At 61.5% G+C, this 21,789-nt stretch carries 19 protein-coding genes; 13 read left to right on the forward strand and 6 right to left on the reverse strand.

Annotated elements, in window-relative coordinates:
* Window positions 1-6: 6 nt before the first annotated feature.
* Window positions 7-3,306, reverse strand: coding sequence for an adenylate/guanylate cyclase domain-containing protein (locus GOW72_RS03180; RefSeq protein ID WP_170365076.1), 3,300 nt, complete (start codon window positions 3,304-3,306; stop codon window positions 7-9).
* A gap of 281 nt (window positions 3,307-3,587) precedes the next feature.
* Between GOW72_RS03180 and napF the strand changes: the two genes are divergently transcribed.
* The 8 genes from napF to GOW72_RS03220 are packed head-to-tail and all read left to right on the forward strand — an operon-like array spanning window position 3,588 to window position 10,085.
* Window positions 3,588-4,100, forward strand: a complete 513-nt coding sequence (napF, locus tag GOW72_RS03185) for a ferredoxin-type protein NapF (protein ID WP_170365078.1) — start codon at window positions 3,588-3,590, stop codon at window positions 4,098-4,100.
* Window positions 4,097-4,390 carry a chaperone NapD gene (locus tag GOW72_RS03190; protein WP_170365080.1) on the forward strand — a complete coding sequence of 98 codons (294 nt, stop codon included), beginning with the start codon at window positions 4,097-4,099 and terminating at the stop codon, window positions 4,388-4,390. Before napF ends, GOW72_RS03190 begins: the two co-directional genes overlap by 4 nt.
* The gene (gene napA / locus GOW72_RS03195) at window positions 4,387-6,879 is read left to right on the forward strand and encodes a nitrate reductase catalytic subunit NapA (RefSeq protein WP_170365082.1); all 2,493 of its coding nucleotides are present in this window, start codon (window positions 4,387-4,389) and stop codon (window positions 6,877-6,879) included. Before GOW72_RS03190 ends, napA begins: the two co-directional genes overlap by 4 nt.
* A 27-nt stretch (window positions 6,880-6,906) precedes the next feature.
* Window positions 6,907-7,725, forward strand: a complete 819-nt coding sequence (napG, locus tag GOW72_RS03200; protein ID WP_170340167.1) for a ferredoxin-type protein NapG — start codon at window positions 6,907-6,909, stop codon at window positions 7,723-7,725.
* Window positions 7,722-8,639: a quinol dehydrogenase ferredoxin subunit NapH gene (gene napH / locus GOW72_RS03205; RefSeq protein WP_170365084.1), complete on the forward strand. Its 918-nt coding sequence runs from the start codon at window positions 7,722-7,724 to the stop codon at window positions 8,637-8,639. Before napG ends, napH begins: the two co-directional genes overlap by 4 nt.
* Before the next feature lie 12 nt (window positions 8,640-8,651).
* Window positions 8,652-9,089: a nitrate reductase cytochrome c-type subunit gene (locus GOW72_RS03210; RefSeq protein ID WP_170339556.1), complete on the forward strand. Its 438-nt coding sequence runs from the start codon at window positions 8,652-8,654 to the stop codon at window positions 9,087-9,089.
* 30 nt (window positions 9,090-9,119) lie between these two features.
* A complete protein-coding gene (locus GOW72_RS03215; RefSeq protein ID WP_170356964.1) occupies window positions 9,120-9,815 on the forward strand; it encodes a NapC/NirT family cytochrome c in 696 nt (231 codons plus the stop codon).
* Window positions 9,816-9,827: 12 nt separating this feature from the next.
* The gene (locus GOW72_RS03220) at window positions 9,828-10,085 is read left to right on the forward strand and encodes a hypothetical protein (RefSeq protein WP_093964456.1); all 258 of its coding nucleotides are present in this window, start codon (window positions 9,828-9,830) and stop codon (window positions 10,083-10,085) included.
* Window positions 10,086-10,099: 14 nt separating this feature from the next.
* On the opposite strand, the gene GOW72_RS03225 is transcribed toward GOW72_RS03220, so the two are convergent.
* The 3 genes from GOW72_RS03225 to GOW72_RS03235 all read right to left on the reverse strand — a co-directional run bounded on the left by GOW72_RS03225 (window position 10,100) and on the right by GOW72_RS03235 (window position 12,012).
* Window positions 10,100-10,570: a phage holin family protein gene (locus tag GOW72_RS03225; protein ID WP_170339560.1), complete on the reverse strand. Its 471-nt coding sequence runs from the start codon at window positions 10,568-10,570 to the stop codon at window positions 10,100-10,102.
* A gap of 11 nt (window positions 10,571-10,581) precedes the next feature.
* The gene (locus GOW72_RS03230; protein ID WP_170339561.1) at window positions 10,582-10,857 is read right to left on the reverse strand and encodes a hypothetical protein; all 276 of its coding nucleotides are present in this window, start codon (window positions 10,855-10,857) and stop codon (window positions 10,582-10,584) included.
* 72 nt (window positions 10,858-10,929) lie between these two features.
* Complete coding sequence (locus tag GOW72_RS03235; RefSeq protein WP_170340177.1) at window positions 10,930-12,012, reverse strand: AI-2E family transporter; 1,083 nt, start codon at window positions 12,010-12,012, stop codon at window positions 10,930-10,932.
* A 173-nt stretch (window positions 12,013-12,185) separates the two neighbouring features.
* On the opposite strand from GOW72_RS03235, the gene GOW72_RS03240 reads away from it, so the two are divergent.
* The 4 genes from GOW72_RS03240 (at window position 12,186) to GOW72_RS03255 (ending at window position 17,858) form a co-directional block, all read left to right on the forward strand.
* Entirely contained in the window at window positions 12,186-13,679 is a 1,494-nt protein-coding gene (locus GOW72_RS03240) for a BCCT family transporter (protein ID WP_170365086.1), read from the forward strand.
* 473 nt (window positions 13,680-14,152) lie between these two features.
* Window positions 14,153-15,607: a xylulokinase gene (gene xylB, locus GOW72_RS03245; protein ID WP_170365087.1), complete on the forward strand. Its 1,455-nt coding sequence runs from the start codon at window positions 14,153-14,155 to the stop codon at window positions 15,605-15,607.
* Window positions 15,607-16,560, forward strand: a complete 954-nt coding sequence (locus GOW72_RS03250; RefSeq protein ID WP_170365090.1) for an aldose epimerase family protein — start codon at window positions 15,607-15,609, stop codon at window positions 16,558-16,560. Before xylB ends, GOW72_RS03250 begins: the two co-directional genes overlap by 1 nt.
* A complete protein-coding gene (locus GOW72_RS03255) occupies window positions 16,557-17,858 on the forward strand; it encodes a cytochrome-c peroxidase (RefSeq protein WP_170365093.1) in 1,302 nt (433 codons plus the stop codon). The genes GOW72_RS03250 and GOW72_RS03255 overlap by 4 nt, the downstream gene beginning before the upstream one ends.
* On the opposite strand, the gene GOW72_RS03260 is transcribed toward GOW72_RS03255, so the two are convergent.
* Window positions 17,859-19,370, reverse strand: a complete 1,512-nt coding sequence (locus tag GOW72_RS03260) for a CRTAC1 family protein (RefSeq protein WP_170365094.1) — start codon at window positions 19,368-19,370, stop codon at window positions 17,859-17,861. It lies immediately after the preceding gene.
* Window positions 19,360-20,577, reverse strand: coding sequence for an ROK family transcriptional regulator (locus GOW72_RS03265; protein WP_170365096.1), 1,218 nt, complete (start codon window positions 20,575-20,577; stop codon window positions 19,360-19,362). The genes GOW72_RS03260 and GOW72_RS03265 overlap by 11 nt, the downstream gene beginning before the upstream one ends.
* Window positions 20,578-20,728: 151 nt before the next feature.
* Here GOW72_RS03265 and xylF point away from each other — a divergent pair, with 151 nt between their 5' ends.
* Window positions 20,729-21,748, forward strand: a complete 1,020-nt coding sequence (gene xylF, locus GOW72_RS03270; protein WP_170365098.1) for a D-xylose ABC transporter substrate-binding protein — start codon at window positions 20,729-20,731, stop codon at window positions 21,746-21,748.
* Window positions 21,749-21,789 lie beyond the last annotated feature (41 nt).

A 21,789-nucleotide genomic window follows, 5' to 3' on the forward strand; every position in this document is an offset into this window, starting at 1 on the left:
TGCGGTTCATGCCGTCGGTTGACCGGCCATCCCGGCCACCGGAAAATCCAGATGCCCCATCAACGACCGCACCACGCCCAGATCGTCGAACTGTGATCGAAGTTCTGGAAACTCGGCGTGGTCAGACAGGGCGAGGCCCTGTTGCCCGGTCGCAGCCAGAAGGCGCGTGTGACGGATGGACAGATCGGCCATCGGCAGCGGTTCTGGGGCGGTGAACTCGGACAAGGCGTCGGCAAAGCGGATCGCGCGGTCCCAATCCTGGCGGGCCAGCATCACGGCGCATGCATCTGCGTAGAAATGCAAGTGGCTATGCCCAACGCAGCCTTCACCCAGTATCCTGACGCCCTGATCCAACAAATCATCCTGGGCATCCGGATCGTCCAAAGCCAAGGCCAATGCCGACAGTGCCTTGGGGCCGACAAAGTTGCGGCCATGTTCCAACGCGATTTCCACGGCGCGGAGCCCCACCTGTTCAGCCTCGTGCCTTTGCCCGGCATACACCTGCGCCCGGGCCAGATGTTCCAGCGCCTGAGCCTCGAGTCGCTTGGCACCGACGCGCTGGGCGATATCGGCGGATCGGATGAAGGCCTGCAGCGCGCCGTCCATGTCATCCTGAAAGGTGCACGCGACGCCCAAGCAGGTCTGCGCGACACATTCCGGTACGAATGCAAAGTACTTCTGCGAGATTTCGATGGCTTCCTGCGCGTCGGCCCGACCTTGCTCCACGTCACCTGAGTAACTGCGGGCGACACTGAGATTGTGAAGGTTGGCGGCCAGGTCCCGGACCAGTCCTTTGTCCCGCGCTCTTTCGACGGCCTGAGTGTAGAACCCTGCGGCGGTGCGCATGGCGGCATTCATGAAATTCGCATCGCCAAAGCCGCTGAGGGCGCCGACCTCCAGCCGGACGGATTCCAGTTTGCGCGCCAGCGTCAGTGCTTTTTCGTTGCTTTGCAGAGCATCCGCGACCCGTCCCAATGGGAAATAGATGTTTCCGCGAACATAGCTGATCTGGGCCAGATCCCGTTCCGATCCGATACGTTCAGCGGCGGCCTCGGCGATGTTGAGGCTGTGCAGCGCATCCTGGTACAGGCTGGCCTGGCGTGCGGCTTGTGCAAGACCGATATGAACGCGGCAAATCTGCGCGTCAGTCTCGGCCAAGGCAGCGGCTTCGTTGAACTCGCTCAGGGCCTCGTCCGACAGGCCCTGAAGTCGATGGGTTTCCGCGCGGGCACACATCAGGTCAAACCGGATACCCGGCGGCGCCGAAAGCTCGAGCGCGCGTTCGATCAGCGGGCTGGCCTCGTCAAACTGGAAGGCCTGGATCAGGTTTTCGGCGGCCTCCAGATAGGCTTCGGCTGCGTTTGAGGCGTCGGCACGGTCCAGGTGTTGGGCGCGCAAGGTGGCGTCCTTGCCCTCGTACCAGCTTGCTGCCTGCCGGTGCAGTCGGGCGCGCTCGGACTTGACCAGTGTCGCATAGGATCCGTCGCGGATCAGAGCATGCGCAAACATCAGATCTGCCCCGGCCTCGCGGATCAGGGCCGAGCGGATCAGGTCGGACGTGTCCAGATGGCCTTCACCCAGCAGATAGTTCAGAACTTCGGGCGAGAACCGCTGCCCCAGAACCGATGCTGCCTGAATCGCCGTTCTGCTTCGACGATCCAACCCGTCCAGACGGGATTGCACGATGCCTTGGATGCTGCCGGGGACGGTGTCGCGGGTCAGGCCGTCGATATTGCGCAGCAGTTGCTCGAGAAACAGCGGATTGCCTCCGGCGCGTTGCACGCAGGTTTCCAACAGCTCGGGGTCGATGGCGGTGAATTCTTCGACCAGTTTCCGCGCCTGTTCGTCGCCCATCGGCGAAAGCTCAAGCTTGGACACCAGCGCACCGTCCGTTCCCATCTGCCATTCCCGATCGATCGGGTCGCCTTCGACCCGGCTGGTCATCATCAGAACGCAAGGCAGGTCCCGCGTCGCGGCAGCCATGTAAGAACACATGGTCAGAATGTCCGGTGGCGCCCAATGTATGTCCTCGACCTGGAGCAGAAGGGGGGCCTCGCGGCTGCGGGCCTGCAGCAGTTCGTCGATGACCTGTCGCCGACCCCGCATGCGTGCGGCGTTGTCCATCGCGGCATAGACTTCGGCCAATCCGGGATCCTGTTCAAGTTCGAGCAAAGCGTTCAGATGGGCTGAACTGGCAGGGTTGATCCACCCCCGGTTGATCGCGTCATGAGCGGCCGCGGTGCTGGCATCGGAGTCGTCGATCGGGTCGAGCCCCAGAAGGCTGCGGGCGATGGACTGGATGGCCGAATGTCCCTCGCGTGTGCCGAAATCCATCACCACGCCCCCGTGGATCGAATAGGAGCGGTTTGCGGCCAGCTCGGCCACCTGTTCCGAAAAGTGGGTCTTGCCGATACCGGGTTCGCCAAGAATGATGTGAACCTCACCCTTTCCATGGCGCTGGCACCGGTCGAATGTTGCCGAGAACAACGACATCTCGCGTTCCCGCCCGATGAATTTGTGGCGCCGCGTGCGGATGTTCCGGGCCAGGCGGTCCAGACGCCAGATTTCGACATCCTTATTCAGGCCTTTAATCGCTTTGGTGCCGATCGCCTCGCCCACGAACAGAGGGCCAAGCGCGCGCTGAATATCATCCGACACCAACGTTTGACCCGGCGCAGATATGTCGGTCAGGCGGGACGCAAGATTCACGCCGTCCCCGGTCACGGTGTATTCGGTATGGGCCTCGCTTCCGGTGGTGCTGGCGATGACCTGCCCTGAGGCGATGCCGATATGGCAGGACAGGGGCGGGTCAAGTGTGGGCAGCGCGGCGTGAATCTCCAACGCAGCCCGGGCCGCCCGTTCGGTGTCGTTGGTGTGCGAGATCGGCGCCCCGAACACCGCCATGACAGCGTCTCCGATATGCTTGTCGATCCGGCCTCCAAATTTCTCGACGGCGCGGTCGACCTTGCCAAAGAACGCATTCAGCAGCGCGTGCATGTCTTCGGCGTCGTGTTCGCTGGACAATTTGGTAAAGCCGGTCAGGTCCGCGAACAGAACCGTGACCTGCCGTTTTGCCGGCTCCAGTTCGACCTCGGGTTCAAATGCGCCGACGTTGTCCGGGACGTCCAGCTCGGATATCGCGCGCAGCAACCGGCGACGGTCGCCGACGGCGGTCACTCCGATCTCGCGCAAATCCTCGCCCGTAAGTTCCGGAAGAATTGCAAAGTCGATTTTGTTTTCCGCGAACGCTTGGGTGTAATCGGACAACCCAAGGGCGCTCAGCCATTCCCGTAGGTCGCCAGACATTGGTGCCCTCAGAAGTATCCACCCGCAGGCAGCCTAGTACAGACCACCGGGTCGAGTCTGCATTTTTTATAGTAATATTCGATTATGACTGCGCAATCCGCCGTTTCCGGGTTTTCGGATCAGCTTTGTGTCGCGCCTTTCCAGAGTTGTGTTTCAGGAAGGATTCGTTTGCTCAATCCATGAACAAATCTGATCAAGATCAAGTCAGAGTTGACTCGTATCCGCTATCCACGCAGCATGAACGGAGTACCACAAATGTTTCTAGAACAGGTGGGCGGCACATGTCTGCAGTAGCCAGCAGGCGCGCGTTCCTGACGGGACGCCTGCCTCGCGAAGACGACAGCGTGAAGCGGCCGCCAGGAGCGGCGCGCGAAAACTTCCACGATCTCTGCACTCGATGCGGCGACTGTGTCTCGGTTTGTCCCGAGGAAGTTCTGGCTATGGACGACGCGGGCTTGCCGGTGTTTCAGCCGCAGCAGGGTGGCTGCACCTTTTGCGGAGACTGCGCCGACGCGTGCAAGACCGACGCATTGAGCCTGGACCGGTTCGCCGAGTGGCCGTGGCGCGCGAAAGTGTCCGACACCTGCCTTTCGGCAAATGGTGTCAGTTGCCGGGTGTGCCAAGACAGCTGCGATCAAGGGGCCATCCGATTCCGCCTGAAAACCGGAGGCCGTGCCGAAGTGAACCTGGACTTGGCATCATGTGTCGGTTGCGGAGCCTGTTCGGCCGCATGCCCGACCGGTGCCGTTTCCCTTGAGAGATACCAGCCCGCCACAGTGGAGGTGCATGAATGAATATCTGTGGATGCCTCGTGCATGTCGCGCCGGACCAGACCTCGGCAGCACGGTCGGCGATGACTGCGTTTGACGGGGTCGAGGTCCATGCCGAATCCGACGACAGCCGGTTCGTTGTCGTTGTCGAGGACACGCCGACACGGTTGGCGTCCGAGATCATCATGGACCTGCACCAGATCCCCGGGGTCGTCTCGCTGACCCTGACCTATCACCATTTCGAAGATCTCGCGGAGACCCGTCCGCGTCCTGAAACTCCCAGCCAAGATTCCAGCCGGAGGCCCTTGTCATGACCATTTCCGAATCTCGCCGTACGTTTCTGAAAGCAACCGCCGCCGCCGCGACCGCGTCCGCGGCCGGTATCCCGCTGGCGACGGGCCAAGCTGCCGCCCAAGTCGCCAATGCCGACATCCGATGGGACAAGGCACCTTGCCGGTTCTGCGGCACGGGCTGCTCGGTTCTGGTGGGCACCAAGAACGACCGCGTGGTTGCCACGCAAGGCGACCCGGACGCTCCGGTGAACCGGGGGCTGAACTGCATCAAGGGCTACTTCCTTTCGAAGATCATGTACGGCAAGGACCGTCTGACCACCCCGCTGTTGCGCAAATCGAACGGCGTCTATGACAAGAACGGTGACTTTGAGCCCGTCAGCTGGGACGAAGCCTTCGACGTGATGGCCGAGAAGTGGAAAGAGGCGCTGGCCAAGAAAGGCCCGACCAGCGTGGGCATGTTCGGCTCGGGACAGTGGACCGTGTGGGAGGGCTATGCCGCGGCCAAGTTGATGAAGGCCGGGTTCCGCACGAACAACATCGACCCGAACGCGCGGCACTGCATGGCCTCGGCCGTGGTGGGCTTCATGCGGACCTTCGGCATTGATGAGCCGATGGGCTGCTATGACGACCTCGAGCATGCCGACACCTTCGTGCTGTGGGGCTCGAACATGGCCGAGATGCACCCGATCCTGTGGTCGCGCTTGACCGATACGCGCCTGACCAAGCCGGGCGCGCAGGTGCATGTGCTGTCGACCTTCGAGCACCGCTCGTTCGAACTGGCCGACAACGGCATCATCTTCAAGCCGCAGACCGATCTGGCCATCCTGAACTACATCGCGAACCACATCATCCAGACCGGCGCGGTGAACGAGGAGTTCGTCAAGAACCACGTCAACATCACCAAGACCGCTACCGACATCGGTTACGGCCTGCGCGAGACCAACCCGCTGCAACAGGCCGCGGCGAACCCGGACTCGGGCAAGCTGGAGCCGATCTCGTTCGAGGAATACGCCGCCTCGGTCGCCGACTACACGCTGGAATACGTCTCTGAACTGTCGGGCGTACCGGCGAACCAGCTTGAGCAGCTGGCCAAGGAATATGCCGACCCGAACCGCAAGGTCATGAGCCTTTGGACCATGGGCTTCAACCAGCACACCCGCGGGTCCTGGGTGAACTCGTTGATGTACAACGTGCACTTGCTGGTGGGCAAAATCTCCGAGCCCGGCAACTCACCGTTCTCGCTGACCGGTCAGCCTTCGGCCTGTGGCACCGCGCGCGAGGTTGGCACTTTTGCCCACCGCCTGCCCGCCGACATGGTGGTGACCAATGATGAACACCGCAAGATCACCGAGACCAAGTGGAACATTCCCGAAGGCACCATTCCGCCCAAACCGGGCTTCCACGCGGTTCTGCAGAACCGCAAGCTGAAGGATGGTGATCTGAACGTCTATTGGGTGCAGTGCAACAACAACATGCAGGCCGCCCCCAATATCAACGAAGAAGGCTATCCCGGCTATCGCAACCCCGAAAACTTCATCGTCGTATCGGATCCGTACCCAACGGTCACTGCCGTTGCGGCCGACCTGATCCTGCCGACCGCCATGTGGGTCGAGAAAGAAGGGGCTTATGGCAACGCCGAACGCCGCACCCAGTTCTGGCGTCAGCAGGTCAAGGCCCCGGGCGAGGCCAAGTCGGACCTGTGGCAGCTGATGGAGTTCTCGAAACGCTTCACCGTCGAGGAGGTTTGGGACGAAGAGTTGCTGGCCAAGATGCCCGAGCATCGTGGCAAGACCCTGTTCGACGTACTGTATGCCAACGGCAAGATCGACCAGTATCCGCTGTCGGAAACCGCCGAAGGGTTCCACAACGACGAATCCGAGCATTTCGGCTTCTACGTCCAAAAGGGCCTGTTCGAGGAATATGCCAGCTTTGGCCGCGGCCACGGGCACGATCTGGCACCGTTCGAAACCTATCACCAGGCCCGCGGTTTGCGCTGGCCGGTCGTGGACGGGAAAGAGACGCTCTATCGCTTCCGCGAGGGCTACGATTCCTATGTGCCTGAGGGTGCTGGCGTCAAATTCTATGGCCACAAGGACGGAAAGGCCAAGATCATCTTTGCGCCCTACGAACCGGCAGCAGAGGAGCCGGACGAAGAGTTCGATCTTTGGCTGTGCACCGGCCGGGTGCTGGAGCACTGGCATTCCGGGTCGATGACCCGCCGCGTGCCCGAGCTGCACCGCGCCTTCCCCGCCGCCGTGGTGTTCATGCACCCCGAGGACGCCAAGGAACGCGGCGTGCGCCGCGGGCAGGAGATCGTGCTGTCCACCCGCCGCGGCGAGGTGATCAGCCGTGTCGAGACCCGTGGCCGCAACAAGGTGCCGCGTGGCCTCGTGTTCATGCCGTGGTTCGACGAGGGCCAACTGACCAACAAGCTGACGCTGGATGCGACCTGTCCGCTGTCGAAAGAGACGGACTTCAAGAAATGCGCCTGCAAGGTCGAGCGGGCGTAAGGGCAGGGATCGCAAAGGTCGCGTGTAATGTCTCTGGTCGGCAAACCTCTTTCGCCGCAACGGCGCCGGTTCCTGCAGGACTCGGCGCGCGCGGCGGGTGGCTGTCTGGTCGCCGGGTCGGTGCTGGCCTATCTGGCCCGCGACGCCCGCGCCCTGCCGGCCGAGGCCTTGCGACCGCCGGGGGCATTGCCCGAAGATGGCTTTCTGGGGGCCTGCATCCGCTGCGGGCTGTGCGTCCGCGGTTGCCCCTATGACACGCTGAAGCTGGCCGAGTTGGGCGTCGATGCGGTGGCGACCGGTACGCCGTATTTCATCGCCCGCGACGTGCCCTGCGAGATGTGCGAAGACATCCCCTGTGTTGCGGCCTGCCCGACTGGGGCGCTGGACAAGGGGTTGCAGGATATCGACGGCGCCAAGATGGGTGTTGCGGTTCTGGTCGATCAGGAGAACTGCCTGAACTTCCTGGGGCTGCGCTGCGACGTGTGCTATCGCGTGTGCCCCGTGATCGACGAGGCGATCACGCTGGAGTTGTCGCACAACGACCGGTCCGGCCACCACGCGATCTTTGCGCCGACGGTTCATGCCGACCGCTGCACCGGCTGTGGCGTCTGCGAGAAAAGCTGCGTTCTGCCCGAGGCGGCGATCAAGGTTTTGCCCGCACGGCTGGCGCGCGGCAGTTCGGCCGAGCATTACCGCAAGGGATGGGAAGAAAAGGCCGAAAAGGGCGGGCCGCTGGTCGAAGGCATCATCGACCTGCCCGATCGCCTGCCCGGACCGGGCGCGGACAACCTTGCCGCGCCGGGCGGGTACGAACCGGGCTACAACCTTCCGGGGGCAGGCCAATGACGGCGCGGACACATATGCCCGTCGGGCACGAGGCCCGCGAGGTCAAGGGATGGGTCGGCGCCCATCGGTTCCTGCTGCTGCGGCGGTTCAGTCAGGTGTTCTTTCTGGCGCTGTTCCTGTTGGGACCGTGGTTCGGCATCTGGATCGTCAAGGGCACGCTGGCCGGATCGTTGACGCTGGACGTGCTGCCGCTGACCGATCCGTTCATCCTGCTGCAGGGGCTGGTGGCCGGCCACTGGCCGGAAATGACCGCGCTGATCGGCGGGCTGATCGTTCTGGTGGCCTATGCGCTGATCGGAGGGCGGGTCTATTGCTCGTGGGTGTGCCCGATCAACCCGGTCACGGATGCCGCGCATTGGCTGCACCGTCGGCTGGACCTGTCCAAAGGCTGGCAGCCCAAACGCAGCACCCGATTGTGGATATTGGCGACCGTTCTGATCGTGTCCGCCCTGACCGGCGTGATTGCGTGGGAACTGGTGAATCCGATCACGATGCTGCACCGCGGGCTGGTCTTTGGCATGGGTTTTGTCTGGGCGATGGTCGTAGCGATCTTTGTCTTTGACCTGTTCGTGGCCCGGCATGGATGGTGCGGCCATATCTGCCCGGTCGGGGCCTTCTACGGCTTGATCGGCGCCAAAAGCCTGCTGCGGGTCAGCGCGACCAATCGCGCCGCCTGTGACGACTGCATGGATTGCTATGCGGTTTGTCCGGAAAACCAGGTGATCTCGCCCGCACTGAAGGGCAAGCCGGGATCCAGCCCGCTGATCCTGTCGCCCGATTGCACAACATGCGGCCGTTGCATCGATGTGTGCTCGGTCGATGTCTTCAAACTTACCCACCGGTTCGATGACGCCGTCGTCGCGCCACCCGATCCAGCCGCCGCGCCAGAACCGCGCGCCGCCAGACCTGCTTAAGGGAGTGCCAAGATGAAAAAATCAATAGCGACAGGCGCAATAGCCCTGATCCCTGTTCTTCTTGTGACCGGGCTTGCCTTTGCGCAATCCGCGTCCGTGACCACGTTGCGAGGCGTGGATATCGATGATCCGGCCATCCTAGATGATGTGCACCGCAACATCGAAGGGCGCATGCAGCGCAACTATCGCCAGCAGCCGCCGCTGATTCCGCACAAGATCGACCAGTACCAGATCGACATCCGCACCAATCAGTGCCTGTCCTGCCACGACTGGACCAAGGCCGGTGAGCGCAACGCGCCGACCCTGTCGATGACCCACTATCTGGATCGCGAAGGCAACGAGCTCGATCAGATCGCGGGCACCCGGTATTTCTGCAACCAGTGCCATGTGCCGCAGGCGGATGCGCCGGCCCTGGTCGACAACCTGTTCCAGCCCTCGGCCGGAAACTGATCCAGCTTTGGACTGAAAGGAGCACCAAATATGGCAGACTCTCCTGAAAAGCGCGGCTTGATCGGCCGCATCTGGGCGTGGATCTGGACTCCGGCCGCCGCGTTCAGCGCAGGCTTTCTGGTTCTGGCGGGCTTTCTGGCCGGCATCCTGTTCTGGGGTGGGTTCCACTGGACCCTTGAGATGACGAATACCGAAGAATTCTGCGTCTCGTGCCACACGATGGAAACCAACCTTGGCGAATACCGGGAAACGATCCACTACAACAACCATTCCGGCGTACGGGCCATCTGTTCCGATTGCCACGTGCCCAAGGAATGGAGCTTCAAGATCGAAGCCAAGATCATGGCGGTGAAAGACGTCTATCACGAGCTGGTCGGCACCATCAGCACGCCCGAGAAATACGAGGATCACCGCCTGAAGATGGCCTCGGCCGTGTGGAAAAAGATGAAGGCGTCGGACAGCCGCGAATGCCGCAACTGCCACAATTTCGAATACATGGACTTCACCATTCAGGAAACGCGCGCCGCCAACGAACATCAGCGTGCGATCGACGAGAACATGACCTGCATCGACTGCCACCAGGGCATCGCGCACAGCCTGCCGCCGGGCTATCTGGAGGAGTATCAGAAAGTGGTCGCCTCGCTGGATCCGGTGACCGGCACTGAAATTGCGCAGAGTACCGGCGCGGCCGAGATCCGATCATTCCTGAACAGCGCATCCGACTAGGAGTGGCACGACATGCTTGAGATTCTTGGAACAATCGGCGGCAACATCCTGAGCCTGCCCGGCATTCTGGGCCTTGCGGTGGGCATGATGACCCGCCAACTGTGGTTGGCCGCGACGATGGGCGCGGTGATCGGCATACTGGAAACCCTGGCTTTCGCGCATTGGACCTTTGCCAAGGTCGAGCCCATGGAGCTGATCATCGGCGTTCTGGTCGGTGTTTGCGCCAGCAGCATTGGTTGTCTGATCCGCCAGAAAGGGGCGACCGTCTAGGCGACAGTCGCCGCTTACTCTTTGCGGTTCTTCAGGTGTTTCAGAACGGCGCTTGCGATCATGGTCACCAACCCGGGGGCAAGCGTTCCCAGAGGGTCGCGTGAGACGGTTCTAAGGTCGCGGACCGTCTCGCGAGCCTCTGACATCATGTCCTGAACCTCGGCCTCGATATCGCCGATCGCCATGTCGCGCAGTTCTGCTACTGGCGCAGTGTCGGCCTCGGCGCTGACCGAGTTGGCGATAGCCGCGAGTATCAGCGCCACGATCAGGTTGATCAGGGCGATGACCAGTGCAGCCAACGGCTTGGACATCACTGACGCCAGAGCAAGATAGCCCGCGACATTCAGCATGATGATGGCCAACCCGCCCGCCAATCCGGCTGCGGCGAAAAAGCCTGCGCGTTTGGCCAAGACGGTCATGTTCCGCTGAGCGATCAGCCGTTCGGTACGCAGGATGATGGAAATGTTTCGGGAAATGCGGCTCATCTGACTGTCTCCTACCTGGACCGACCGATCACGTAGCCCAGAGCGAAAACGCCCAGGGCGAACAGGATGGCTTTCTTGTGTGGCATGGCATCCAGCTCGGCCAGCGCGGTTTCGATCTCACCGGACCAGTCTTCGAACTCGGCCGACAACTTATCGGGAATGTCCTGGACGGCCTCTTTCACCTTTTCGCCCGCCTTGCGCGCGCCCGACTTTTTGTCCTCGGCCTGCTCTTCAAGCTGTCGCTTCAACTCAGCAACCTGCTGTTCAAGTTCCGCTTTGGTAACCATCGGCTTTGTCCTTTCGTGAAGCGGCCAGTCGCGCGGGCGATGGGCCGATAATCCGGTTTGTCGGCACCGAGATCAGTCTTTGGGACCCACACGGCCATCGCCCGACATCAGTATGGCGATGGGGCGCGTGGCCGGAATGTGGGTCAGAATGATCATGATGCAGACAGTGATCGGCACGCTCATCAGCGCACCGGGAATGCCCCAGATCGCGGTCCAGAATGTCAGGGCCAGTATGACCATGAGAGGGGACAAGTTCAGGCTTTTGCCCAGCAAGGTCGGCTCAAGAATATTTCCGACCGAGAATTGCACGGCCCCGCATCCCAACAGCACCATCAGGAACGGGCTTAGTTCCTCGAACTGGACAAGAGCGACCAGAGAGGGCAGGGCGACACCGATGATCGAGCCGACCGTGGGGATGAAATTCAACAGAAAGGCCAGAACCGCCCAGGTCTCGGCGAAATCCAACCCAACCGCCCACATGACAAGAAAGCTGCCGAACCCGGTTAGCGCGCTGACGAAAGTCTTGATCCCGACATAGCGCTGGATGCTGGCGGACGTGCTGTGCAGCACGTTGCGAACTTTGTTGGCAAGCCTTGGATCCGAGATCGCGAGGTCAATCTTGGTCTGCATCGGCAGGCGTTCAACCAGCATGAACGGCACGTAGAGCAGCACAAGGAAGAAGGCGCTGAGGAAGGCGCCAGCGGATCCGATGATGCTGCCGGCAAAACCCGACAGGTTGATCTGGCTCAGCGCCTTCTGGGCCGCGGCATAGTTCTCGTTGCCGACGAGGGCGACAAGTTTTGCCAGGATACCGGACAGGCGCTCTTCGTATTTCGGGAAAGCCTCGGACACCAGACCGGCCTGGCTGGACAGGATCGACAGGATGATCAGCAATCCAAACAGGATCAGGCACAAGGCCCCAAGATGCGCCATCCATTTCGGTACGGAATGGCCCAGAATGACGATCCGGTGGATCCGGTCAGATGTTGCAGTAAGCAGCACAAACAACAGTATGGCGAAAGAAAGCGGTATCAGAACCGAGGACGCCAGCACCAATGACGCGATGGTCAGAAACAGCAGAACAACCAGCTGATACCAGAAGGTCAGCCCAGGCTTGCCCACGCGCTGGTTGTCGGCCTTGGGTTGAGTTGCCATGCACGTCTCCTGCGGGCTCAGCACCATTGCGGCCCGCCACCGTTGGTCGGTTCCGCCATTAGGCACAGATATTCGGCTGTTCTCAAACAAAATTCTCGAAAGAGTTGATTTCTGGACAGGTTGCAAACGGGTCTCTACGCTCGGCCTTGGATCAAATCCAAGGACCAAAGCCCATGCGCCGCACATCGACCAATTCGCTGCTTGTCATCGCGCTTGCGATCAGCGCAGGCATTGCGATTTGGGGTCTTGTCGACCCGGCGGGGCTGGGCCGGTTGGCGTCTGCCGCGGTTGCGACGCAGTTCGAAAGCCGGGGCTGGTTCATCATGCTCGAAGCCAGCGGCCTGTTGTTCGTTGCGCTGTTTCTGGCCTTTTCGCGCTTTGGGAGCATCCGGTTGGGGCCGGATGGTGCCGAGCCCGAGTTTTCGACTCCCGCATGGATCGCCATGCTGTTTGCGGCCGGGATGGGGGTTGGGCTGCTGTTTTATGGTGCAGCCGAGCCGCTGACCCATTTCGAAGAGCTCAGAAAATACGAGCCAGATCCGAGGGCCGCCGGAAACGCTCTGTTCGTAACCTACCTGAACTGGGGCTTTCATGCCTGGGCAATCTACGGGGTGGTCGGTCTGATCATTGCCTATTTCGCCTTCCGCCGTGGGGGCACTCTGCTGCTGAGCGCGCCGTTGAACGACGCTCTGGGGTCGGCCCCGTGGGTTCGGACGATGGGCTGGGGCTTTGACCTTCTGTCAATCGTTGCCATTGCCGTGGGTTTGGCTGGCTCGCTGGCCATGGGGGTGTTTCAGGTGCAAACCGGGTTGGCCGGATTGCTTGGCGTGGCGGATTCGGCGGCTCTGACGCTTCCGGTCTTTTTCGCCATGTGTGTGGCCTTTGTCATCCCTCTGCGCCGGGATCTGGGGGACGGCATGGCCAAGCTGTCCAATGCTGCGATGCTGATTGCCGTGGCAATGATGATCTATCTGTTGATCCTTGGTCCCACCTCATACCTGATGAACGGTATCGTGAGCGGCTTCGGACGATACGTGTTCCACGTTCTGCCCGCAGGGTTTGCCACGGCCGAGTTCTTTGGTGACGACCTCGTCAACTGGTTCCAGGATTGGACTCTGAACTACATGATCTGGTGGCTGGCCTGGTCGCCGTTCGTCGGTATCTTCATCGCCCGGATTTCCCGGGGCCGAACGATCCGGGCGTTTCTTCTGGGTGTGATCGTCGCGCCAACCTTGTTCTCGATCCTTTGGTTTGGCGTGTTTGGCGGGCTTGGGTTTTTCGACGCGCTGCGGCAGCAAGGTTCCTTGTCCGTGGTCAATCAGCAGAATCTTGACGCGACCACATTCGCGTTGCTTCAGCGGTTTCCACTGTCCGGACTGACGCAGACAGCGACCATCGTCGCCGCGTTTCTGTTTGTGGTCACCAGCGTTGTCAGCGCCGGATTTACCCTCGCGATGATCGGAACCGGTGGTGATGAAAACCCGTCTCCCCGGATCCGCACGGTGTGGGGGGCAATTCTGGGTGCGCTTGGGCTTGCCATGGTCTTTGTCGGGGATATCGGGCTGGTGCGATCTGTGATCGCAATTTCGGCGATCGCCTTTGTTTTCATAGTTCCGGTTCTGGTGGTCTGTCTGTTCCGGGTGCTGGCGCGGGAGGAAGGGCCATGACAGGCGAGTTTCTGGATACCGTTCTGAACGTTACCGTCTTTCTTTACCTGGGCATTCTGATCTGGCTGTGCCTGCGCCCGGATCCCTGAGGCCCGTTCGCCGAGAAAGGGGAAGTCGCCATCCGTCAAACCTGATGGGCGCAACCCAAAGAACGCGCGCGCTTTCCTTGCAGGTTGAATTTCAGCCATGCCCCATGTTGCGGTCGTCATGCAATGAGACTCCCGCCTTGATCTCGGAGATATAGGGCAGCATGCGCAAGAGTTGGCAAACTACAGCGAACTACGTCTTCAGCGCGCAAACAGCCTATTGGCAGAGTACTGGCTGATCCGCTGCCGATCAAAGAAGCCTGGTGGGGCCGAACGTTCCGCCCTATTTGTCTCGTATGAATTTGCGCGGCGGATTCCGGTGTTGACATTTTCTGATCTCGGTTAATAATTTTACCAACTAAAATAATATGGGTGAGGGCGCGTCTCGTGTATCTGGGTTTGGATCTGGGAACTTCGGGTCTCAGGGGAATTCTTGTGGACGAAGCCGGGCAGGTTCTGGCCGAGGCTGAGGCTGAGATCGCCACGTCGAACCCGCAACCGGGATGGTCCGAACAAGCCCCGCAGGACTGGATCGACGCCTGCGCGACCGTCATGGGCCGGCTGCGTGAGACGAACGGCGATGCACTGGCGCAACTGCGGGCGATCGGACTGAGTGGCCACATGCACGGCGCAACGCTGTTGGATCGGGACGGCACCGTCCTGCGGCCGTGCATTCTGTGGAATGACACCAGATCGGCGCAAGAGGCCAAAGAGTTGGACCAGACCCCCGGGATGCGCGAGATCACGGGCAATATCGTGTTCCCCGGGTTCACCGCGCCCAAGCTGGAATGGGTCCGTGCCCATGAACCCGACCTGTTCGCCCGAACGGCCATGGTGTTGTTGCCGAAGGATTATCTGCGGTTCTGGCTGACCGGAGAATATGTCAGTGACATGTCCGACAGCGCGGGAACGTCCTGGCTGGATGTCGGCGCGCGAGACTGGTCGGACAGGGCGCTGGAGTTGGGTCACATGAGGCCCGATCAGATGCCGCGACTGGTCGAGGGCACTGACCATGGTGGCGAACTGCGGGATGAACTGCTTCGGGAATGGGGGCTGTCCGGCCCGGTTGTGGTCGCTGGCAGTGCTGGCGACAACGCCGCGGCCGCTTGCGGTATCGGCAGCATCGACGAGGGGTCCGGGTTTCTGTCTCTTGGCACCTCGGGTGTGCTGCTGATGGCTCGGAACAGCTATGCACCGGCACCCGAGACGGCGGTTCATTGCTTTTGCCACGCGGTGCCTCGGCGATGGATTCAGATGGGCGTCATCCTGTCGGCGACCAACAGCCTGAACTGGCTGTCACGCAATCTGGGCCAACCGGTCGAGGCGCTGGCCGGGGCGCTGCCCGACCAGCCAAACGGGCCGTCGTCGTTGACCTTTCTGCCCTACCTGTCCGGCGAGCGGACGCCGCATAATGACAGCACCATCCGAGGAGCTTTTCTGGGCCTAGACATCGCTTCGGAGCCGACGGATCTGGTGCAGGCAGTGATGGAGGGTGTCGGTTTTGCAATGCGCGATTGCCTTGAGGCCCTGAGGAGCACCGGTACCGAACCGGCGCAGTTGATTGCCGTAGGTGGCGGTGCGCGGTCCCGCTACTGGCTTCAGACCATCGCCACCACGCTGAATGTGCCGCTGGCCCTGCCCAAGGGAAGCGCGTTCGGGGCTGCGACTGGTGCCGCGCGGCTGGCCATGTGCGCAGCCGGAGACGCAACACCCGAACAGATCATGACCCCGCCAGAGATCGACGCCATCATCGAACCGCAGAGTGATTTGACCGAAGCCTATGACAGCGCCTACAGACGATACAGAGCGTACTACAAGGCGTTGGCGCCATTGGCTGGATGATGAACAAAAGTCGCATTGATTGCACTGATATCCCGGTTGTCGCCCTGCAAGACGGGGACATGCGGGTGTCGTTGTTGGGCTATGGGGCGATCACGCAAGGGTGGTGGTACAAGGGCCAACCGCTGATCCTTGGCTATGACGACTCGACCGAATACCTGAACGATCCGTTCTATCTCGGCGCGCTCGTCGGGCGGGTCGCCAACCGGATCGGCGGCGCAGGGTTCGATCTGGACGGCACCCATCATGCGCTGATTGCGAACGAAGGGTCGAATACGCTGCATGGGGGGCCAGAAGGGCTCTCGCGCCAGTTCTGGCGGGTCGAGCAGCTTTCGCCGTGCGAGGCGGTGCTGGTCCATGTCTCGCCCCACGGCGCGGGCGGATTTCCGGGGGCTGTGCGCTTCGAGGTCAGGGTCCGGTTGGATTTCCCTTGCCTGACATATTCGATCTCGGCCTGGCCGGACAGGCCGGCCCCGATCAGCATTGCGCAACACAACTATTACACGTTGGGGTCGGCTCGAGGCATCTCGGAGCACCGATTGCAGTTGGCGTCAGATCGTCACTTGGAACTGAACGATCAGGAGATACCGTCTGGCGGGATCGTCGACTCTGCATCGGTCGGGCTGGATTTCGCGGCCCCCGAACCGATCGGACAGGCCGCCACGGACCTCGATCACTTCTTCCTGTTCGGCACCGGCGGCATGGTGGCCCAACCGGTTGCCACCCTTGCGGCGCCGTCGGGATTGACGATGACGGTCCATTCAGATCAGCCCGGGGCGCAGGTCTACTCTGCCGCCCATTTGTCTGCGCCATTTGCACCGCATGCCGGGCTCTGTATCGAACCATCGGGCTATCCGAATGCGCCGAACGTCCCCGCGTTTCCATCGATCGTATGTACGCCCGAAAAACCGTATCACCAGACGCTGATGCTTGAGATATCCGAGGCAGGGGCATGAGCGTGATCCGTTCCTTATCGGCCTTGGCTGTTTTCGCCAGCTTTGCCACCGGGACAGCGGCCCAGAACCTTGGCCCGGCTCCCGAGTTCATCGAGCCCGACCTTGCGATCGTGGAACTGGGGCAAATGCTGTTCTACGACCCGATCCTGTCGGGAAACGAAAACATCAGTTGCGCCACCTGCCACCACCCAAGGTTCGGGACCTCGGACGGGATGTCGCTGGGCATCGGAGAAGGCGGGATTGGGCTGGGCAGCGCCCGCGGGCTTGGGTCTGACAACCTGCCCGAACAGCGCATCCCGCGCAATTCCCCGGCCCTCTGGAACCTTGGCGCGACCGAGTTCACGACGTTTTTTCACGACGGCAGGCTCGAGGATGCTCCTGAGCAACCTTTCGGCATCAGAACACCGTTGGGGCAGCATATGCGGCCGGGGTTCCGCTCGGCATTGGCGGCTCAGGCCATGTTCCCGGTTCTGTCGCCGGATGAGATGGCCGGACATTATTCGGAAAACCCGATCAGCAAGGCGGTGCGGCTGGGCCTTCTGACGCAACAGGGTGGTGCATGGGACCTGATCGCCGGGCGGGTGGCTTTGGTTCCGGAATATCAAAGGATGTTCCGCGACGTGACCCCCGAAAAGGAGGTCTCGTTCGTAGCCATCGCCAACGCGATTGCCGACTTCATCGCCTTTGAATGGCGTGCCGACAACAGTCCCTTTGATCGCGCGATGCGCGGAGAGGAACCTCTGCCGCCCGACGCGGCGCGCGGCATGCAGCTGTTTTACGGCAAGGCCGGTTGCGGATCGTGCCATTCGGGGTGGTTTCAGACTGACCACGGGTTTCATGCGATCGCGATGCCGCAGATCGGCCCGGGAAAGGCTGCTCGTTTTGAAAACCACGTCCGGGATGATGGTCGACTGCGCGTAACCGGTGCAACCGAAGATGCGTTTGCGTTCCGGACGCCGTCGCTGCGCAATGTGACGCTGACTGCGCCCTATGGTCACGATGGCGCCTATGCTCGGCTCGAGGACGTGGTACGGCACCACCTTGACCCCGAAGGCGCGTTGCGGCGCTACTCGATCGAAATGGCAGATCTGCCTGTCTTTCCCGGAGCCGATGATCAACGGCCGCTACAGGATCCGGCCTTGGTCGATGCCATCGCCGCGGCCAACGAACTGCAACCGATTGCCCTGTCAGATGCAGAGATTGACGACATCCTGAGCTTTCTGGCTGCACTGGAGGATCCCGCCGAACGGCTGGGTGTACCAGAGCGGGTGCCCAGTGGGCTGCCAGTCGACAAGTGATCAGCGCCGCAGTCGGATGATCCGGTTGGTGTCGTATGTCTCCCAGTCCGAGCGGTCTCCGCCGGGCCAGACGACACGAATGTCCACGGTCCTGGCGTCGCCCAGACCGAAATGATGCGGCCCTGCCATCCCGCTGGCATGGCCTCCGCCGATCGTGATCTCGCGGGTCTGAAATCCGGCAGCGGTCCGGACTTCGACAAAGGCGCCGATGGCCTGAGAATTGATGTCATGCTGGCCCAGATTCACCATGACCCAGTTCCCTGTTGCGGGCTGGTTCTGATAGATTTCGGCGGGTGATCCGCGATTGACCACAACCAAGTCCAACCAGCCGTCATTGTTCAGATCATGCAGCGCGGCGCCACGAGATTTTGCCATCGATGCCACACCGGCCCCAGCCGCGGATTCGAAAAACTGACCGGATTCCAGCTGCAGCAACAGGCTGTTGGGATCGTCCTGAGCCGCATCCGGCATCTGCTCGACATTGCCCTTCGCGACGAAAATGTCGTCACGCCCATCGTTGTTCACATCCGCGAATTGCGCGTGCCAACCGGTCGATGGTCGCCCGTCCGCGCCGATGTGCGGCCGATGTGCGGTCGTGCCCTTGTCATAGGTCGCATCACGCCATGTGGGACCGCCGGCTTCGGGGTCGAAAATCTGGAATTTCTGATCTCCCATCGAGGTCAGGTAGACATCGGGATAGCCATCCCCCGTCAGATCGCGCGACGCGATGCCCATGCCCCAGATCGAGTAGGGCAACCAACCTTCTGCCTGATCATACAGGCGCGGAGTTTCTTCCATCGCCCACATCTGTTCCTGTCCGCCACGGACATAGTAGTGCCGATCGTTGCTGATCCGCAGATCCGCGCGCCCGGTCCGGCCCCAATCCGAGAACAAAGCCGACAGCGCACAGTACCCAGGTTCCAGCCGAACGGGCGGGCCATAGGTTTCACCAAGGGGGCGGTACAGCAGAGTGGGGCCGCAGGCCTCGAATGGGCCATTCGGATTGTCGCGGTCCACATAGGTTCCGAAGGCGAGAGTGGGCAGTGTCTGTCCGGGTTCCCACGTGGCCGTGAAGGCCGTGGTCCAGTGGTCATCGGGCACAAACCCAAGCCCTGCGAATGGGCTGAACTGGCAATCGGGCCCACCTTTGAGCAACAGATCCGCCCCAACGCGCAGAACCACAAGGTCCAGGATGGCGTCGCCGTCGATGTCCATCGGGTAGGCGCCGGTCACACCTGTCAGGGACAGCGGCTCTGGCGTGCTTGCCTGAAAGGAGATTTGCGCCTGAGAGGTGTTTCGGAACAGCTGCGATGGGTTCGCCCCACCAGCAAGGAAGAGTTCCGGCAAGCCGTCCCCGCTGCAGTCGAAAACCGCGACGCCACCACCCACGAAATGCTCCCAGCCGCCGTCGTAGACATGAGAGGGAATGTCGATCGGTTGATACCGGGGGATGGCAGGATCGGCACTGGCGGTCGTGGCGAGGGCCGCCACCAGGGCGAGTTCAGCTCGCATGGGCTGCGATCTCCTGCACCTTCAGGATGGACACTTGCTCGATCCCGTAGGCCGCCGCGCCCTTGGCCCACATGAGGTCGCCCCAATGATGCACCTTGATCTCGGGCAGGGCGGTGTCGACATTCACCACTCCGTTTCGAATGCGCGCCATCACGTCGTCCGAACACAGGTGCTCAAAGCTGACCTGGGCTCCGGACAGAATGATGCAATCGGGGGCAAAAAGATTGATGAGGTTTGACAGGCCCAAGCCGAACATCTGGCCCGCGCGAGCCAGAACGGAAATCGCCCGTTGGTCTCCGGCGTGCGCGCGGTCGTGAATGTCGGATACGGTTTCCAACGCGCTGCTTTGCCCGGCGACCGTCATTTCTCGGATCAATGCATAGTCGCCGACATAGGCCTCGAGGCATCCCCGTTGCCCGCATTGGCACAGCGCCCCGTCCAACTGGACCTTGGCATGCCCGAATTCGGCCCCGCAGCCATGGTTGCCCCGGAACAGCTTACCGTCCAGAACGATGCCCAGTCCGACACCGTGTTCGATCGTGACGACAAGAAAGTTCGACAGGCCCTTGCCCAGCCCGAACAGCTGTTCGGCCTTGGCCACCAGGTTTGCGTCGTTTTCGATAAAGGCCGGGCAGGGCAGACCTTCATCGAGAAACGCGGCGAAGTTCACATTGCGCTCGGTGATCGAAGATGACCAGTGCACGAAATTCCTCTCGGCATCGACCAAACCGGCGATGCCAATGGAAACACCTGAAAGCCCGTCGATCGTGCGGTCGATCTTTGCGCAGGTCTCCTCAAGCGCAAGGCGCACGGTGCGGACGAAATCGCGCGGTGACATCCTGGCATCTTGCAGGGCGTACATGTGCGAGGTGACTTCGTTGCCTTCGAAATCGACCAGGATGACCGAGATGACCTGGCGCGCGACCTTGAGGCCCGCCACAAGATAGGAGGGCCCGTCCAGTTGCAGAAGAACCGGCGGCCGCCCGCGTTTGGCCGATTTGGAGTGGGCCTCGCCTTCGGTCTCTCGGACCAGGCCGGCGGAAATCAGGTCAGCGGTTGCGGCGGTTACGGTGGCCGGGCTGGTCTGCAGGGCCGATGCGATGTCGATCCGCGAAATCGACCCCTTGGTCCGGATATGTTCCAACACCCGCAGGCGCGTGGCATTCCGTTGGTCCAGCGAGTTTTGAGAAGCCTTGCTTTTCAGCATCTTGTCTCCGCGAATCTTCTTTAGGCCTCAATCTATTGGGATTTGGGACCCACGAACAGAGTAAATATTTTACCCGCTGAAATAAATATGATACGCAGAAATACGAGGGCCGCGAATCATGACGCGATGGCCCCATCAACGGGAGGAAATCATGAAACGAATTCTCAGCTTTTCAGCTGCTGTTGCCATGGTTGGCTCGGCTGTCTTTGCCGAGCCGGTTGTCGGCGTAAGCTGGTCCAACTTTCAGGAAGAGCGCTGGAAGACGGACGAAGCGGCAATCAAGTCTGCGCTTGAGGCTGGTGGCGCCGAATATATCTCGGCGGACGCCCAGTCGTCCTCGGCCAAGCAGCTGTCCGACATCGAAAGCCTGATCGCACAGGGTGTGGACGCTCTGATCATTCTGGCGCAGGACGCGCAGGCCATCGGTCCGGCCGTACAGGCCGCCGCGGATGAGGGCATTCCCGTCATCGCCTACGACCGCCTGATCGAGGACGACCGCGCCTTCTACCTGACCTTCGACAATGTCGAAGTGGGACGCATGCAGGCGCGCGCCGTGTACGAGGCAATGCCGAAGGGCAACTACGTCATGATCAAGGGTTCGCCTACGGATCCGAACGCGGACTTCCTGCGCGGTGGTCAGCAGGAAGTCCTTCAGGCGGCGCTGGACAGCGGTGACATCGTGATCGTCGGTGAAGCCTATACCGATGGCTGGTTGCCCGCCAATGCGCAGCGGAACATGGAACAGATCCTGACCGCCAATGAAAACAAGGTCGATGCGGTTGTCGCCTCGAATGACGGGACCGCAGGTGGTGTTGTCGCGGCGCTGACCGCGCAGGGCATGGAAGGTATCCCAGTGTCGGGTCAGGATGGCGATCACGCCGCGCTGAACCGCGTGGCCTTGGGTACGCAGACCGTTTCCGTCTGGAAGGACGCCCGCGAACTGGGCAAGGCAGCCGGCGAGATTGCCGTTGCACTCAGCAGTGGCACCGACCCGTCGGAAATCGACGGAGTGGTCAGCTGGACCTCCCCGGGTGGAACGACGATGAATTCCGTCTTCCTCGCTCCGGTTCCGATTACCAAGGACAATCTGTCGGTTGTTGTGGATGCCGGATGGATCGCGCTGGAAGATCTGTGCCAAGGCGTCGAGAACGGCCCCGCACCCTGCAACTAAACTTCAAAGTCCCCGGCCTGCATGGGCGGGCCGGGGACGAT

This window comes from Ruegeria arenilitoris (assembly GCF_013032855.1).
Lineage (GTDB): Bacteria > Pseudomonadota > Alphaproteobacteria > Rhodobacterales > Rhodobacteraceae > Ruegeria > Ruegeria arenilitoris.

What these genes read in the sequence shown, in the direction of transcription:
- GOW72_RS03265 (WP_170365096.1), bottom strand. Translation starts at nt 20,577, where the DNA reads ATGCTGAAAAGCAAGGCTTCTCAAAACTCGCTGGACCAACGGAATGCC.
- GOW72_RS03215 (WP_170356964.1), top strand. Translation starts at nt 9,120, where the DNA reads ATGGCAGACTCTCCTGAAAAGCGCGGCTTGATCGGCCGCATCTGGGCG.
- GOW72_RS03235 (WP_170340177.1), bottom strand. Translation starts at nt 12,012, where the DNA reads ATGGCAACTCAACCCAAGGCCGACAACCAGCGCGTGGGCAAGCCTGGG.
- GOW72_RS03260 (WP_170365094.1), bottom strand. Translation starts at nt 19,370, where the DNA reads ATGCGAGCTGAACTCGCCCTGGTGGCGGCCCTCGCCACGACCGCCAGT.
- napF (WP_170365078.1), top strand. Translation starts at nt 3,588, where the DNA reads ATGTCTGCAGTAGCCAGCAGGCGCGCGTTCCTGACGGGACGCCTGCCT.
- napA (WP_170365082.1), top strand. Translation starts at nt 4,387, where the DNA reads ATGACCATTTCCGAATCTCGCCGTACGTTTCTGAAAGCAACCGCCGCC.
- GOW72_RS03255 (WP_170365093.1), top strand. Translation starts at nt 16,557, where the DNA reads ATGAGCGTGATCCGTTCCTTATCGGCCTTGGCTGTTTTCGCCAGCTTT.
- GOW72_RS03250 (WP_170365090.1), top strand. Translation starts at nt 15,607, where the DNA reads ATGAACAAAAGTCGCATTGATTGCACTGATATCCCGGTTGTCGCCCTG.
- GOW72_RS03240 (WP_170365086.1), top strand. Translation starts at nt 12,186, where the DNA reads ATGCGCCGCACATCGACCAATTCGCTGCTTGTCATCGCGCTTGCGATC.
- GOW72_RS03180 (WP_170365076.1), bottom strand. Translation starts at nt 3,306, where the DNA reads ATGTCTGGCGACCTACGGGAATGGCTGAGCGCCCTTGGGTTGTCCGAT.
- GOW72_RS03190 (WP_170365080.1), top strand. Translation starts at nt 4,097, where the DNA reads ATGAATATCTGTGGATGCCTCGTGCATGTCGCGCCGGACCAGACCTCG.
- GOW72_RS03210 (WP_170339556.1), top strand. Translation starts at nt 8,652, where the DNA reads ATGAAAAAATCAATAGCGACAGGCGCAATAGCCCTGATCCCTGTTCTT.
- napG (WP_170340167.1), top strand. Translation starts at nt 6,907, where the DNA reads ATGTCTCTGGTCGGCAAACCTCTTTCGCCGCAACGGCGCCGGTTCCTG.
- GOW72_RS03230 (WP_170339561.1), bottom strand. Translation starts at nt 10,857, where the DNA reads ATGGTTACCAAAGCGGAACTTGAACAGCAGGTTGCTGAGTTGAAGCGA.
- GOW72_RS03225 (WP_170339560.1), bottom strand. Translation starts at nt 10,570, where the DNA reads ATGAGCCGCATTTCCCGAAACATTTCCATCATCCTGCGTACCGAACGG.
- GOW72_RS03220 (WP_093964456.1), top strand. Translation starts at nt 9,828, where the DNA reads ATGCTTGAGATTCTTGGAACAATCGGCGGCAACATCCTGAGCCTGCCC.
- napH (WP_170365084.1), top strand. Translation starts at nt 7,722, where the DNA reads ATGACGGCGCGGACACATATGCCCGTCGGGCACGAGGCCCGCGAGGTC.
- xylF (WP_170365098.1), top strand. Translation starts at nt 20,729, where the DNA reads ATGAAACGAATTCTCAGCTTTTCAGCTGCTGTTGCCATGGTTGGCTCG.